This window comes from Acinetobacter sp. RF14B, from assembly GCF_006864105.1.
GTDB classification, from domain to species: Bacteria; Pseudomonadota; Gammaproteobacteria; order Pseudomonadales; family Moraxellaceae; genus Acinetobacter; species Acinetobacter lwoffii_C.
Genome location: NZ_SMTB01000001.1, coordinates 30,716 through 45,398, shown reverse-complemented (window position 1 = coordinate 45,398; position 14,683 = coordinate 30,716). Strand labels below are relative to the sequence as shown.

The 14,683-nt window shown below is 41.5% G+C and carries 12 protein-coding genes and 2 tRNA genes; 8 read left to right on the top strand and 6 right to left on the bottom strand.

The window, feature by feature from the left end:
* Window positions 1–627: 627 nt before the first annotated feature.
* Both E2K52_RS00190 and E2K52_RS00185 read right to left on the bottom strand, forming a co-directional pair.
* On the bottom strand, window positions 628–3,027 hold the full coding sequence (locus E2K52_RS00190; RefSeq protein ID WP_151202988.1) for a glycerophosphodiester phosphodiesterase family protein: 2,400 nt from the start codon (window positions 3,025–3,027) through the stop codon (window positions 628–630).
* Between the two features lie 259 nt (window positions 3,028–3,286).
* A complete protein-coding gene (locus tag E2K52_RS00185) occupies window positions 3,287–3,628 on the bottom strand; it encodes a thioredoxin family protein (RefSeq protein ID WP_151202986.1) in 342 nt (113 codons plus the stop codon).
* 132 nt (window positions 3,629–3,760) lie between these two features.
* On the opposite strand from E2K52_RS00185, the gene E2K52_RS00180 reads away from it, so the two are divergent.
* The 3 genes from E2K52_RS00180 (at window position 3,761) to E2K52_RS00170 (ending at window position 6,285) form a co-directional block, all read left to right on the top strand.
* On the top strand, window positions 3,761–4,753 hold the full coding sequence (locus E2K52_RS00180; RefSeq protein ID WP_151202984.1) for an NAD(P)H-quinone oxidoreductase: 993 nt from the start codon (window positions 3,761–3,763) through the stop codon (window positions 4,751–4,753).
* A 298-nt stretch (window positions 4,754–5,051) separates the two neighbouring features.
* Window positions 5,052–5,234 (top strand): hypothetical protein, encoded by a 183-nt coding sequence (locus E2K52_RS00175; RefSeq protein ID WP_151202982.1) that lies wholly within the window; start codon window positions 5,052–5,054, stop codon window positions 5,232–5,234.
* 139 nt (window positions 5,235–5,373) lie between these two features.
* Window positions 5,374–6,285 carry a helix-turn-helix transcriptional regulator gene (locus E2K52_RS00170; RefSeq protein ID WP_151202980.1) on the top strand — a complete coding sequence of 304 codons (912 nt, stop codon included), beginning with the start codon at window positions 5,374–5,376 and terminating at the stop codon, window positions 6,283–6,285.
* Between the two features lie 101 nt (window positions 6,286–6,386).
* Here E2K52_RS00170 and E2K52_RS00165 read toward each other — a convergent pair.
* Both E2K52_RS00165 and E2K52_RS00160 read right to left on the bottom strand, forming a co-directional pair.
* Window positions 6,387–6,472: transfer RNA gene (locus E2K52_RS00165), tRNA-Leu, on the bottom strand.
* 10 nt (window positions 6,473–6,482) lie between these two features.
* A tRNA-Cys gene (locus E2K52_RS00160) sits at window positions 6,483–6,556 on the bottom strand.
* A gap of 153 nt (window positions 6,557–6,709) precedes the next feature.
* Here E2K52_RS00160 and folD point away from each other — a divergent pair.
* Window positions 6,710–7,558: a bifunctional methylenetetrahydrofolate dehydrogenase/methenyltetrahydrofolate cyclohydrolase FolD gene (gene folD, locus E2K52_RS00155; RefSeq protein ID WP_151202978.1), complete on the top strand. Its 849-nt coding sequence runs from the start codon at window positions 6,710–6,712 to the stop codon at window positions 7,556–7,558.
* Window positions 7,559–7,711: 153 nt separating this feature from the next.
* Window positions 7,712–8,380 carry a class I SAM-dependent methyltransferase gene (locus tag E2K52_RS00150; RefSeq protein WP_151202976.1) on the top strand — a complete coding sequence of 223 codons (669 nt, stop codon included), beginning with the start codon at window positions 7,712–7,714 and terminating at the stop codon, window positions 8,378–8,380.
* A gap of 59 nt (window positions 8,381–8,439) precedes the next feature.
* On the opposite strand, the gene E2K52_RS00145 is transcribed toward E2K52_RS00150, so the two are convergent.
* Together E2K52_RS00145 and gltA are read right to left on the bottom strand one after the other, a co-directional pair.
* Window positions 8,440–8,862, bottom strand: coding sequence for a hypothetical protein (locus E2K52_RS00145; protein ID WP_151202974.1), 423 nt, complete (start codon window positions 8,860–8,862; stop codon window positions 8,440–8,442).
* A gap of 858 nt (window positions 8,863–9,720) precedes the next feature.
* Window positions 9,721–10,995 (bottom strand): citrate synthase, encoded by a 1,275-nt coding sequence (gene gltA, locus E2K52_RS00140; RefSeq protein WP_151202972.1) that lies wholly within the window; start codon window positions 10,993–10,995, stop codon window positions 9,721–9,723.
* A gap of 1,007 nt (window positions 10,996–12,002) precedes the next feature.
* On the opposite strand from gltA, the gene sdhC reads away from it, so the two are divergent.
* From sdhC to sdhA, 3 genes are read left to right on the top strand one after another with little or no spacing between them, the layout of a single operon-like run.
* A complete protein-coding gene (sdhC, locus tag E2K52_RS00135) occupies window positions 12,003–12,401 on the top strand; it encodes a succinate dehydrogenase, cytochrome b556 subunit (RefSeq protein ID WP_151202970.1) in 399 nt (132 codons plus the stop codon).
* Entirely contained in the window at window positions 12,401–12,766 is a 366-nt protein-coding gene (sdhD, locus tag E2K52_RS00130; protein ID WP_151203043.1) for a succinate dehydrogenase, hydrophobic membrane anchor protein, read from the top strand. Before sdhC ends, sdhD begins: the two co-directional genes overlap by 1 nt.
* A 12-nt stretch (window positions 12,767–12,778) precedes the next feature.
* Window positions 12,779–14,677: a succinate dehydrogenase flavoprotein subunit gene (gene sdhA / locus E2K52_RS00125; protein ID WP_151202968.1), complete on the top strand. Its 1,899-nt coding sequence runs from the start codon at window positions 12,779–12,781 to the stop codon at window positions 14,675–14,677.
* Window positions 14,678–14,683 lie beyond the last annotated feature (6 nt).

Here is a 14,683-nt window from a genome sequence, read left to right as displayed (position 1 = left end):
TGCTAAATCACATTGAAAAGTTGAATTTAAGTTGGATTTATAAGAAACACACATCAAAGAAACTGCATATTATCATAATTCCTTATGAACTTTAAGGGTCTCATTAGAATTGTGATTAGGCCTTAGCAGTTAAAATGATTAATAAATGAGGTAAGATATTAGAGAGAGTATTAAAACACACGCTTTAAATCAAAAAATTTTAATTATTTTTCAATGGGTTATATTTTTTTATTCCTAGAATAGGAAGCTATTAATATTTGACACTAATGCAGAAATAAACCCCGATTTTTCTGCCAGATTTACTGCTCATTTAGCCCCATCATCATATTAAATTATGCAGATAAATCAAAAAATATAAAAAATCTGATTAAATATATTAAGAGCCTGTTGTCAGGACAAAGAAGTATTAACAGATGATTATCATGAAGCAAGTATTTTAAATTATATGCAAACACTGGCTGAAATAAGAAGGTATCAAATAGTTTATAAACACGAGAAATTACAGCCGAGGTTTAATACCTGAATAATTCCATTGAACTCAGTTAAAAAACCCACTGCAATAGAGTGGGTTTTTTAGAGGTGGATGAGTGATGTTCTCAATAAAAGGTCATCTCAAGATGTCGGAATTTATTGAATAGTCACTTTTACAGGTGCTGCATATAGCGTATAGCTATAATTCGGTGCCATGGTGTAATTGTAGCGAGGCATTACATAGGCGGTGCCTTTTTCACTAAATGTCACGGCTTGACCCGCTTGAGTGTATTTAGCGGATTGAGGTAAAACCAGCATTTCTTTAAATATATAGGTGGTTTTTTCTCCCACTTGAGTCGTGGTTTGACCAGAGATCTCTACAGGTTTGCCCACTGTGGCAGTAACTTCTGCGGGAGTCTTTAGCTTGACAATTAAATTAGAGGAATCATGTGCATAGTCAGTGGTTAGGCCATGAGTGCCTTGAACATACATACGATTGAAATCTTCTTTATTCAACCGGAATGTCCATGGCCAGAAGGTCACACCACGTTGACTGGCAAGCGTCATGAGCTCTTTACTTAATCCTCCGAAAGATGGGTTAAATGTCGAGGAGTACTGTTGGGTGGCATCCAGAATACGACGGGTATTCACAATGTCGCTCTGGGCGGTTGGAGTATTGGTTAAGAAACCGGTGGATACGCCGGGTAACACATTCTTCATATGAAGGATTTGGGCACCACTGAAGCTAATGACGATAGATTGGTCATAGGCATCATGTTGATCTAGTAGTGCTTTAATGGCAGGCACAATTTCAGGTTTTGGACTCTTAATTTCAATAAAGTTCACAACATGTGGATATTTCTTCACCTCTGTAAGTACTTCATCCATTGTTGGAATTTGACGCTGTTTGCCTAAAGTGCGTAATTCCCGGACTTCTGCCAAAGTCATTTCTTCAATCTTGCGCGCAACACCGGTGGTGCGTGTAGTGGTGTCATCATGCATTAAGACTACATGACCATCTTTGGTGATATAGACATCGTATTCAACGGCATCTGCACCGACCTCAATTGCTTTTAACATACTTTCTAGCGTGTTTTCGTCATCCAGTGCAGGGATACCACGATGCCCGGTAATCAGCGGCTTACGCAATAAGGTATTGGGTGCCATGCTCTTCATAAGATTCTGGAAAGTATCGGGCTGAGTGGTCAAAATCCCATTCACACCAGTCGTTAAAATTTGTGCGGCTGAAACTGGAGTAGTCGTGCTTGTGCTTGCCCAAGGGGTAATCAGTAAACGCTGTAAATGACTCACCACCTCTTGTTTCACTAAATGCGGCGGTAAAATTACAATTTTAGAAAGTGAAGAGTTGGTATTGTGTGCAATTTGTACAATATCTTTACGGCTATGGGTTAATCCAGTGTGACGTGAATAATCCAGTGCAGTACGAGAGCTTGGAAGAGCAAGACGAACTTTACGTAATAAATCTGCTTGATCAGACACAAAAGTGAAATCTGTCAAATCATAGTTTGTAGACAGTGCTTTTAATTGCGTGATGGTATTTTCATTTTTGACGGTTAAAAGAGGTAAGGTACGGCGGTTGCTATCATTCAAATAATCACGTAAATGCATGACTTTTTGATTATTTGCATTCAATAAATTGAGTTGCTCATCTAGCTGATATGCAATATGGGTGGCATTGACCGAGGCATTTCCGGTGAGAGGAGCCGGTTGAGCCAGCGTAGGAGCCATTGAAACAGGGAGGCGATGATCGATGATATCGGTCACTTTATTTGATTCAGGTAGCGCATCAAGCTGCTCGGTAATTTTTAGACGCTCTACTCGCATCAGCAGACCTGCTGTAGATAATCCAATGCCGCCTTGATCGAGACTATACGGTAGCGAAGTATCCAGTACCAGATCATCATTGATATAGTGGCGTACACGTTTACCATGCACAATCACCGTGGCTTTATAGGTCTTGGTCGGATCTATATTTTCTTTATACGCGGATTTGTGTAGGACATTCCAGGCATTGGTCGGTTGACGTAAAGCAAGTTCTAGACCGCTTGCACCTGTGGCATCGCCACGAATCGCAAATTGGTAATAAGGTGAAAATGCAGGTTCAGCATAGTGATCTGCAGCACGGTAAATAATACTTCCCCAGCGTCCGCCATTATTACGTTCCACATAGGCAAACTCCATATCGATACGATAATTACGCAACTTTTGATATTCTTGTGGCAGCATCACCGAGGTCATTTGCGTGTCGTTGGCACGACCATCTAAAAATAAACTACCTTCGCTTAAATAGACTGTTCCAGCATTTGATCTTGGCATTGACCAGGTTGCAGGAATCTCCGTCATTTGGTCGAAGTTTTCATCCAGGTAAACTTCAGGAACTGGCACAGGTTGTTCTGGTGTTTCAGGCTCAGGATCTGGAACGGTAGGCTCTTCTGGGTTGACTGGCGGTTGCGTTGATGTATTTTCATCGTCACTTGAACAAGCGCTTAAAGTTAAAGCTAATAAAATAGCTGTTGTTAAGTGTGTAATTTTCATAAAGTGCTTTCTCTATATAGAGGCTTCAAAAACGTTTCTCACCTTAAAACAGCTTGGTTACATTTCTGTTGATTTGTCATAAACTAAAAATTTAATTACATATTAAATATTTATGAAATTTATATGATGGTCATAGCGACATGATGAAATGAAAGATTTTATTTTTATCCATTTTTAAATGGCGGGATAATTCGACTTGAATTGATCAGGCTCTTTTGGACACGTCACTCTTGAAAGAGCCGTTATATAGTCTGGAGGGTCAAGAGATGAGTATTTTGGCTTGCTCTAAATAGCTCTGCATTTGCGTCATGCTCTTAACCCCGGCAATACGCTGGATAATGTTGCCTTGATAAAAAATTAAAGTCGAAGGTAAGCCATATACTTGATAGCGCAAAGTCAGAATAGGCGATTGATCAATATTGACCTTACCAAACTTGATGTTTGGCTCGGCGTGCATTTGAGTCTTCACCCACTGTTCAAAGACAGGAGCGTTTTGCACACAGGGCGCACACCAGTCGGCATAAAACCGGATAATCGCAAAGCCGTCATACCACTCAAAGTCAGTATAGTTGTTTTCAGTGTATTCAATGATGTCTGCCATAGTAGGTCTATTATCCTGCGCCTAAATATGGACATGATTATACATAAGTCCATTGCTGTTCAATCTGCTGCATTTATATGTTCAAATAGTTTTAGAGGCTTGAATAGTCAATCATTGAAAAAGGAAGAACATATGACACCCACCACCATGCAGCAGGTCATTATTACCGAGCCGGGCGGTATCGATAAATTGGCTTATGAAACGGTTGCGATCCCCGAAGCCAAAGCAGATGAAGTTCTGGTGAAAGTTCATGCTTTTGGTATTAACCGTCCAGATATCTTGCAGCGTCAAGGTCTGTATCCAATGCCGAAAGGCGTAACACCCGTCCCGGGCCTTGAAGTCGCGGGTGAAGTGATTGCAGTCGGTGGTGAGGTAAGCCAGTTTAAAGTTGGTGATAAAGTCTGTGGTCTGACCAATGGTGGTGGTTATGCGGAGTATTGTGTCGTACCAGAAAGCCAGACCTTGACCATCCCGGAAGGTGTAAGCTTTACACAGGCAGCAGCCATTCCAGAAACCTTTTTCACCGTGTGGGCCAATGTCTTTCAAATGGCACATGCCAAAGCAGGTGAGACGGTACTGGTGCATGGGGGTGCCAGCGGTATAGGTACCACGGCATTGATGCTGTGCAAATCATTGGGCTTGGAATCGTTTGCCACAGTCGGTTCGGATGAAAAAGTTCAGGCGATTTCCCACCTCACTACAGCCATTAACTACAAAACTCAGGACTTTGAACAAGTCATTAATGAGGCGACTGACAATGGTGGTGTAGATGTGGTGCTGGATATAGTGGGTGCGCCGTATCTAGAAAAAAATCTGAACTTGCTGCGCCGTGATGGCCGTTTGGTCTATATTGCATTTCTGGGGGGTGCCAAAGCCAAAGAAGTGAAGCTGGGCCAAATTATGATGAAACGCCTGACCATTACTGGTTCAACCATGCGTGCCCGTAATACTGCAGAAAAAGCTGAAATTGCCAAAGGCTTACGGGATTATGTGGCGCCACTCTGGGCAAAAGGTGAATGTCTGCCGATGATCTACAAAACCTTTAAATTTGACCAGATTCAGGATGCGCATGCAGCTATGGATACCGGAGAGCATGTCGGGAAAGTTGTGGTGAAAATCATTTAAATTTTCTCCCTTTTTAAAGGGAGAAGTTCATCTGTTGTACAGGACTGTTATTGAGGTAGATATATCATTTATCAACAGCCTCTCATAGGAAGCCGGAACGTCTCCGGCTTTTCTTTGAAATAAAATAAGATAAATTACTCAAATTAATTGAAAAAATATAAATAAATTTGCCAGAAAGTAAAAAAACGTTAACTGTCCGACACAACCTGTCAGAAGTGAGGGTTACATTAACTTTAAATTTAACTTGACTAAATTTGTCTAGTTTATGTGAAACATCCTGTAATAAAGGAGATATATAATGAAGATTGTATCGGTGCCATTCACGCATGTGCATAGTTTTCGCGCTTTAAGGCGTCTTCATAAAGCGATTATCCGTAATCAGATATTATATTCGGATGTGCCTAAAATTTATCCTGCAATGCTTCATTTAGAACGTTATGTTGAGCGTCTTAATCATAAAGGTAAAAAAGCTGTGTTGTAGCTTCTGTTAAGTCAGCATATTAAGTGGATATTAGCCTTAAGTTGAAACAAGTATTTGAAAATAAGTTTATATTTAGCTGTATAATTTAATAATTTTACGCATTTTATGCGCTATATTGCTGATTGCAAAGAGGGTATTTATGAAGGGCAATCCTTCGACACATGAGCGTCTTGCAGAGCGTTTAGCTAGAATTTTAACTAAATTAAATCTTGGTCACCAACTAAATGTACAAGAGCTGGCGCACGAGTTTCAGGTAAGTACACGAACAATTGAACGTGATTTTGACCGGCTCAATTCCTATTTACCCTTAATTCAGGATACACAAAGCAAGCGTTACTATCTTGAACCCTCTTATTTAGGGCGTTTTAAATTACAGGATATTCAAAACTTTGCTCAGTTATCTGGAATCAGTGAATTATATCCTTCTCTGGACATTTCATTTTTAAAGGAGCTATTTGATAATCGTGCCAGCCTGGTTTTTTCAGCTAAAGGTTATCATTTTGAAGATGTAAGCCAATATGCTGAACACTTTAAATTAATAACAGCCCACATTCAAAAATGTGTACAAGTGGCTTTTATTTATAAAAGTAAAGTGAGGGTGGTAAAGCCTTACCGGCTAATTCATCATCATGGTAATTGGTATGTAGCAGCGGTACGCAAGCAAAAGTTGCGAGTTTATCGTTTAAGCCGGATTGAACGTATAATTACCAGCCATCAACTGGCTCAGTTTGAACTTGAACCTGATATTTTACAGCAATTGGATAATGAAGACAGTATTTGGTTTGGGTGCGATAAGCAGGAAGTTACCCTATCTGTACATCCAGATGTTGCGCTGTATTTTAAGCAACGTAAGCTTTTTCCCGAGCAAGTTATTTTAACAGAGTCTGCAGCGGGGGAGTTGTTAATCTCTTGCCAGATTCGGCATCAAAAACAACTGCATCCTTTGGTTCGTTACTGGATACCCTATCTAAAGATTATTGAACCTGTTCATTTACAGCAAGAGTTGGATGCTGGTTTGCAAGGATATTTAGCATCTTCTCAGTGCAAATGAAGGAGAATAAATTAAAATAACAGCCCATTTGAAATTTCAGGCATAAAAAAACCAGCTTAATGCTGGATTCTTTATATACACCATCTTAGAAGACTTAAGAATGGTGCCCGAGGCCAGACTCGAACTGGCACGCTTTGTGGGCGGGGGATTTTAAATCCCCTGTGTCTACCGATTTCACCACTCGGGCTTTAACAAGATGGAGGCGGAGGTCGGAATCGAACCGGCGTCCACGGAGTTGCAGTCCGCTGCATGACCACTCTGCCACCCCGCCGCGTCTTGTTGATGCGTATATTATCAAGCTCTGAAAAAAAAACAATAGTGCATTCATTTGTATGCGCAGAAAAACAGCATATAGCGGAAAATATTTAAAATATTCATGTAGAATGTGCGAAATTGATTCATATCAACATTTGGGAGAAGTACCGTGGCATTAGTTCTAGACGGTCGTGCATTGGCAAAGCAAATTGAAGCTGACTTGTTAACTCGCGTGGAAGCGCTGAAAGCAAAAACAGGTCGTACTCCAATTCTTGCAACTATTTTGGTGGGTGACGATGGTGCATCTGCAACTTATGTGCGTATGAAAGGCAACGCTTGCCGTCGTGTCGGTATGGATTCACTCAAAGTTGAGCTGCCTAAAGAAACTACAACTGAAGAGTTACTGGCTGAAATTGAAAAACTCAATGCAAATCCAGATGTTCACGGTATTTTGTTACAGCATCCAGTACCGGCGCAAATTGATGAGCGTGCTTGTTTTGATGCAATTTCACTTGCCAAAGATGTAGATGGTGTAACTTGCCTGGGCTTTGGCCGTATGGCAATGGGTGAAGCCGCTTATGGTTCAGCAACACCTGCTGGCATTATGACAATTTTACAAGAAAACAAGATTGAGATCGCAGGCAAACATGCGGTGGTCGTGGGTCGTTCTGCGATTCTGGGTAAACCAATGGCAATGATGTTGCTTCAAGCCAATGCAACCGTCACTATCTGTCATTCACGCACTCAAAACCTGGCTGACTTTGTGAAGCAAGCCGATATTGTCGTGGGTGCAGTGGGTAAAGCGGAGTTGATTCAAAAAGACTGGATCAAACCGGGTGCTGTAGTGGTAGATGCCGGTTTCCATCCACGTGAGGGTGGCGGTGTTGGTGACATTCAATTGGTAGGTATTGAAGAAGTGGCATCTGCTTATACACCAGTTCCAGGTGGTGTGGGTCCAATGACGATTACCACTTTAATTCGTCAAACTGTAGAGGCTGCTGAGAAGGCGCTAGGTTAATAAACAGACCTCTCCCTGACCCTCTCCTGAAAGGAGAGGGAGAAGTTCATTGTGAAAATAATGCATGCTCCTTCCCCCTGTGGGAGAGGGCTGGGATGAGGGTAGTACCTAAAATATAAGAGTTCTTCGACACATATAAAGAATAAAAAACCAATGAGCTGTACTTTTCAACTGCCCAAAGCCCCTGCGCATCTTCTTCATGCTTTGCAGGACATCATTCCGTACTGTGAGCTGCAGGCACAGCAATTGCCTGAAACACCGATTTCCCTCTGGTTGATTCCACCCGTATTTCCAACCGATAAACTGGATGATGAAGTGATTCGTCGGATTTGGAATGAGACACCATATTGGATCTTTTGCTGGGCATCAGGCTTGGCAATGGCGCAATGGCTTTTAGTCGAACCACATCATGTTAAAGACAAGGTCGTGCTGGATTTTGGTGCAGGTTCAGGTGTGGTGGCAATCGCGGCGAAAATGGCAGGGGCAAAACGGGTAATCTGTTGTGATATTGATCAGGTGAGTTTAGGTGCCTGTCGTGCCAATGCTGAGCTCAATAATGTAGAGCTGGAATATCTTGATGATCTGTATAAAGCTGAGCAGGTGGATATTCTATTGGCTGCTGATGTGCTCTATGATCAGTGCAACCGCTTTTTTCTGGATGAGTTTTTAAAATTTGCTCCAGAAGTCTGTGTGGCAGACAGTCGGGTGAAAAACTTCAGCCATCCACAATATGTGAAACTGGATGAACGAAGTGCAACGACCTGGCCGGATCTGGATGAGTCACCAGAATTTCGTAATGTCAGTTTTTATCGAACCAGATAAATAACTGGTCAGTTATTTAATAAAAAGGGCCTGTAGCCCTTTTTATTTAAAGAATTTTTTTAGGAGCAGCTAAAGCGTATCACTCTCACGGTGCTCGGATGAGCTTCAAGGGCTTGGCGGGTGCCATAATCTTCACTGTTATATAAGCCAGGAGTATTACTTAAACTGATTTGGGCACGGCTGCTGCCAATTTGACGGCCAAAGTCAACTTGTTTGTTTGCTGGATTAACAACTTCATTGGTGCTTAAAACTTGAATATTATAATTTTTATTGGCGCCTAAAACTTGTTTGCAGGCCGCTTGTAATCTATTTTCGTCCTGACTAGGTCGTCCCGAAAGGATATAGCTCAAAGTTGCTGTATTGTCCGAACGCTCCAGAACCTTATAACCATTTTGTCCATTGAACTCATGCGGTGTGGTCTGACAGGCGCTCATTACTAAAGCGCTTGCAGCCAAAGCTAAAATTACTGTTGTTCTTCTCATATTTATATTTCCTGAAGTCTTGTGCTAAGTATGCCATAGATTACTCAAACTGTTGCCTTGAGTAATTATTATCAATTGTTTGGATATCTAATAAGAAGCTGTTTATAAACTGCATCCAGAAATTAGATATTTTTAGTTTAATATAGTTTGCAATGGAGTAGGTACTACCTTCAGCGGGGTGAGATTATGATTATCCTGCCTAGTAAAGAAAATAAATCTATACAGCAACAGGATGTTCCCATGGGGGTAACTCAAACAGTAGCTTAAGTTGATTGCACTATGATAATCCTGAGGCAGGGATAAGAAATGAAGTTAAACAAGATGGCTGGACTCATAGATAAGTTACAACGCAAACTTAAAACCGACTATCTTGTGTTCGAGTTTACGCAACAACTCTGCAGCATTAATGGTGTTTTGAAGGTGAAGTGCTTTATTGACAATATCTAAAATAAAAAGCTTGAATGAAAGGCGATGATCAAGTGGCCTATGTCGGTCTGAAATTGCATTTATTGCAGTGTGCTATAAAAAATCACAACTCCATAACTTCATTTTTTTTATAGCAGGATCGGGCACTTCTATCATGCGCTAGTTAAAGCTTTTCCATCTTATCTATGTATGGTTGACTGGATCAATCAACATCAATCGCTTTTACAAGCATTACATTGTGGTTTGCACTCGCCGACTAAAAATCATGGCGCTTGGGTCGACTCTACAATATTACCCATATACAAAGCGGCATATTCAGCCTCATAAATTTTTAAAACAAGTCACCACACGCAACAAAAGTCATATTGGTGTTTATCAAGCATAAAAAAACCACCCGAAAGGGTGGTTTCTTGTCGTTTAACGCTGTCCGAATTAACGGTTAATGTCGCGTTGAACTTCGCCAGTGTAAAGCTGACGAGGACGACCGATTTTGTAAGGTCCGCTGTGCATTTCTAACCAGTGGCTGATCCAGCCTACAGTACGTGCAAGCGCGAAGATTACAGTAAACATTTCAGTCGGGATACCGATCGCTTTAAGGATGATACCTGAGTAGAAGTCTACGTTAGGGTATAAGTTACGCTTGATGAAGTATTCGTCAGACAACGCAATACGTTCAAGTTCCATCGCAAGAGCTAGCTGTGGATCGTTGATACCAAGCGCACCAAGAACTTCGTCACAAGTTTCTTTCATAACTTTGGCACGAGGGTCGAAGTTTTTGTACACACGGTGACCGAAGCCCATGAGTTTAACTTCTTTAGTCTTCACTTTTTCCATGAAGCTAGCAACGTTCTCTACCGTGCCGATTTCGTCAAGCATCTTAAGAACGGCTTCGTTTGCACCACCGTGAGCAGGACCCCAAAGTGCAGAGATACCAGCAGCGATACATGCATACGGATTAGCGCCAGTAGAACCCGCTAAACGTACAGTAGACGTAGAAGCATTTTGTTCATGGTCAGCATGAAGCGTGAAGATACGGTCCATTGCTTTTGCAAGAATCGGATTAACCTTGTAGTCACGGTCTGCTGGTGTAGCAAACATCATGTACAGGAAGTTTTCAGCGTAGTTCAAGTCATTACGTGGATAAACGAATGGTTGACCAACGGTGTATTTGTAGCTCCACGCTGCTAAAGTAGGAACTTTGGCAATTAAGCGGATCGCTGTGATTTCACGATGGTTAACATCTTCGATGTCCAGGTTGTTGTGATAGAACGCAGAAAGCGCACCCACCACACCTACCATGATCGCCATTGGGTGAGCATCGCGACGGAAACCGTTGAAGAAACGGCTAACTTGGTCGTGAACCATAGTATGGTTACGAACTTTAGCGTCAAACTCTTCTTTTTGCTCAGCTGTTGGAAGCTCACCATTTAAAAGCAGGTAGCACGTTTCAAGGTAATCAGCTTTAGTTGCTAACTGGTCGATTGGATAGCCACGGTGTAAAAGTACACCTTTGTTACCATCAATAAATGTAATCTTAGATTCGCAAGAAGCGGTCGCCATGAAACCAGGATCAAAAGTAAAGTGACCTGCAGCCAACACATCTTTAACGTCGATTACATCTGGGCCCAATGTGCCGCTGTAAATTGGTAATTCAATTTCTTTGCCATCAAGCTGTAAAACGGCTTTCTTGCCAGTTGCTTCAGACATTCAATAGATCTCCTGTCCTGGTGAATGTATATCCGATTTGCTATCAATCTTTTAATGTACAAAACGGACGGGTCAAAAATTTGCTATAAGATTAGTGGCTACTGAAATTTTGTCAATTATACTTATGGATGAAAAAATGACGCTTGCACAGCGGTTTAGTTAATTCACCAAGAGATAAAAAGTCCAATAGAATCACAGTACCAAGGCGCTATAATAAGTCAAATTCAAGAGAAGGTGCAGAAAAAAATCACCTGTAGCAGTTATTTATCAGCATTTTTTTAAAACTTAAAAAGAGCAATTAAAATTACTTGAATTTGCCAGCTTCTCCTGAAACCTATCTAAATCTCATAACTTAGATAATTTTTCAAAATTATTTAAAGGATCAAGAGATTATAAATAAAAGTTCCAGATTGAGACCTGACTCTCAGTTTAATTGGTTAAAAAGTAGCTGATATTTATTTGGAAGAGGTTGGAAACCTTATTTATAGAGATTGGGTAAGTGATTTTTTAAATCTAAAATGCTTAAAAGGGTTGAAAAAACTATCAATAAACCAAGTTGGCTAGGTCTTTCTTTCGATGAGGGTTTTTTGTATATCATTCATTTTGGTCATAATTGTTATTTGTTTTATAAATGCAGATATTTGATTTAACTCAAAAAACAAGTCCCTACTTTACAATTTAAGACAAGATTCTTCATCTTTAGTCTAAATTCAAACGGTATAAGAATAAATCAGGCAACAGGACAAATTTATCTACTTAATTATTTAAAAACAATTATATAAGTATAAAATACTAAGCTATGTTTTGGTGGGTTCATTGATGGGTTTTTGTTAATGATTCTTATTTAAAGGTTTTTTGCCTAAAAAGCCTGAGTGAGCTGTTTGTGTTTTAATAGTTGACGTTTTATAATTCAGTGTCGTTTTACGTTCGGCATGTATTTGCCTGACAATGCCAGCTTTCCTTCGAATTAATTCCAACAAACTCCGGATGGAGTTTTTAACTACAGGATGCCCGCTGTGAAAAGCAACAGACCTGTCAATTTGTCCATGGGTCAAGTTTTAGAAGTAAACTTAAAATCACCCGTGGCTATTGCATCAATTCTACACCGTCTTTCAGGTGTCATCGTATTTTTACTCGTACCGGTCCTTTTGTGGATTTTAGACAAATCATTGTCTTCACCAGAGGGTTTTGCACAAGTACAGGAAATCTTTAACGGTTTTATTGTGCGCTTCATCGTATGGGTATTTGTAGCCGGTTTAATTTTCCACTTTATCGCTGGTGTTAAGCATTTACTTGCTGACGTTGGTGTTGCAGAAGAACTGCAAAGTGGTCGCACAGCAGCTACTATCGCATTAATCTTGTCTGCAATCGGTATCGTTGCGTCATTTGTATGGATCGTACTCTAATGAAAAGTGCTACTGGTTTAACGGGTTCAGGTTCACGCGACTGGTTTATCCAGCGTATAAGTGCCGTTGTTCTTGCTGTTTATACTGTTGTTATTCTAGGTTGGATCCTGTGCAACAGCGGTTTTACTTTTGAACAGTGGTACGGCTTTATGATGACAACTCCAATGAAGGTTTTATCTTTATTGTCTGTCTTATCTCTTGTTGCGCATGCGTGGATTGGTATGTGGCAAGTATTTACTGACTATGTAACTACTCGTCAGATGGGTCCATCAGCTTCAGGTTTACGCCTTGTACTGACTTCAGCAATGATTATTGCTGTATTTGCATATGCGATCTGGGCGATCCAGATTTTTTGGGCGAATTGATAGGAAACAATCATGGGCGCTATAACCCCTAAAGACGATTACACAAATATTCCACATGAAACTTTCGATGCAGTTATCGTTGGTGGTGGTGGTTCTGGTATGCGTGCTTCTTACCAGCTTGCTCAAGCGGGTCTGAAAGTAGCAGTACTGACTAAAGTATTCCCGACGCGTTCACATACTGTGGCAGCACAGGGTGGTATTGGTGCATCTCTTGGTAATATGCAAGAAGATAACTGGCACTATCACTTCTATGACACGGTGAAAGGTTCTGACTGGTTAGGTGACCAGGACGCGATCGAGTTCATGACGCGTGAAGCACCTCAAGTGGTATACGAATTAGAACATTTAGGTATGCCATTTGACCGTAACGCGGACGGTACAATTTACCAACGTCCATTCGGTGGTCACTCTGCCAACTACGGTGAAAAAGCAGTTCCACGTGCATGTGCTGCAGCTGACCGTACGGGTCACGCGCTTCTTCACACGCTTTATCAAAGCAACGTGAAAATGGGCACTCAATTCTTCGTAGAATGGATCGCGCTTGACCTGATCCGTAATGAAGAAGGTGATGTACTGGGTGTAACAGCAATTGACCAGGAAACTGGTAAAATTGCAGTATTCCAAGCCAAAGCAACCTTGTTTGCAACTGGTGGTGCGGGTCGTGTTTACCGTGCATCTACTAACGCGTATATCAACACTGGTGACGGTCTTGGTATGGCGGCGCGTGCAGGTATTCCATTACAAGATATGGAATTCTGGCAGTTCCACCCAACAGGTGTTGCGGGCGCGGGCGTATTGTTAACAGAAGGTTGTCGTGGTGAAGGTGCAATCCTTCGTAACAAAGACGGCGAACCATTCATGGAACGTTATGCTCCCACCTTGAAAGACTTGGCGCCGCGTGACTTCGTATCACGCTCTATGGACCAGGAAATCAAGGAAGGCCGTGGTTGTGGTCCTAAAGGGGATTATATCCTTCTTGATATGACTCACTTGGGTGCTGATACGATCATGAAGCGTCTGCCATCTGTATTCGAGATTGGTAAGAAATTCGCGAACGTTGACATCACTAAAGAGCCAATTCCTGTAGTGCCAACAATCCATTACCAAATGGGTGGTATTCCAACGAATATTCATGGTCAGGTAGTTATTCCTGAAAGCCGTGAGACTCAAGAGCTGCAAGCGAACTACAACAAAGACACAGATGTTTACTCGACCAATGCGGGTGAGCGTAACTTTGTTAAACCGGTAAAAGGTTTCTATGCCATCGGTGAGTGTTCATGTGTGTCTGTACATGGTGCCAACCGCCTAGGTACTAACTCACTGCTTGACTTGGTTGTATTTGGTAAAGCTGCGGGCGAACATATCATTGATTATGTGACTAAACATCACGGTGATGAATATCAGCCACTTCCACCAAATGTGCTTGAGGAAACAGTTGCGCGTATTCGTAAACTGGACGAATCAACCAGTGGTGAAAATGCTCAAGAAGTTGCCGATGCAATTCGTGACATCGTTCAAGACCACGCGGGTGTGTTCCGTACCACTGCGCTTCTTGAAGAAGGTGTGAAACAGATTCTTGCGATCGAGCCACGTGTTCGCAACATTCACTTGAAAGACAAATCTAAAGTTTTCAACACTGCACGTATTGAAGCGTTAGAAGTGGAAAACTTGTATGAAGTTGCAAAAGCGACATTAATTTCAGCTGCTGCACGTAAAGAATGTCGTGGTGCCCACACCGTAGTGGACTTTGAAGAGTCGCCGGATCACCCAGAGTATCCATATGGCCGTCGTGACGATGAGTGGATGAAACACACTTTGTGGTTCTCTGCGGATAACCGTCTTGAGTATAAGCCAGTACGTTATAAGCCACTTTCGGTAGAGGCTATTCCACCGAAACCACGTACATTCTAATCAGGA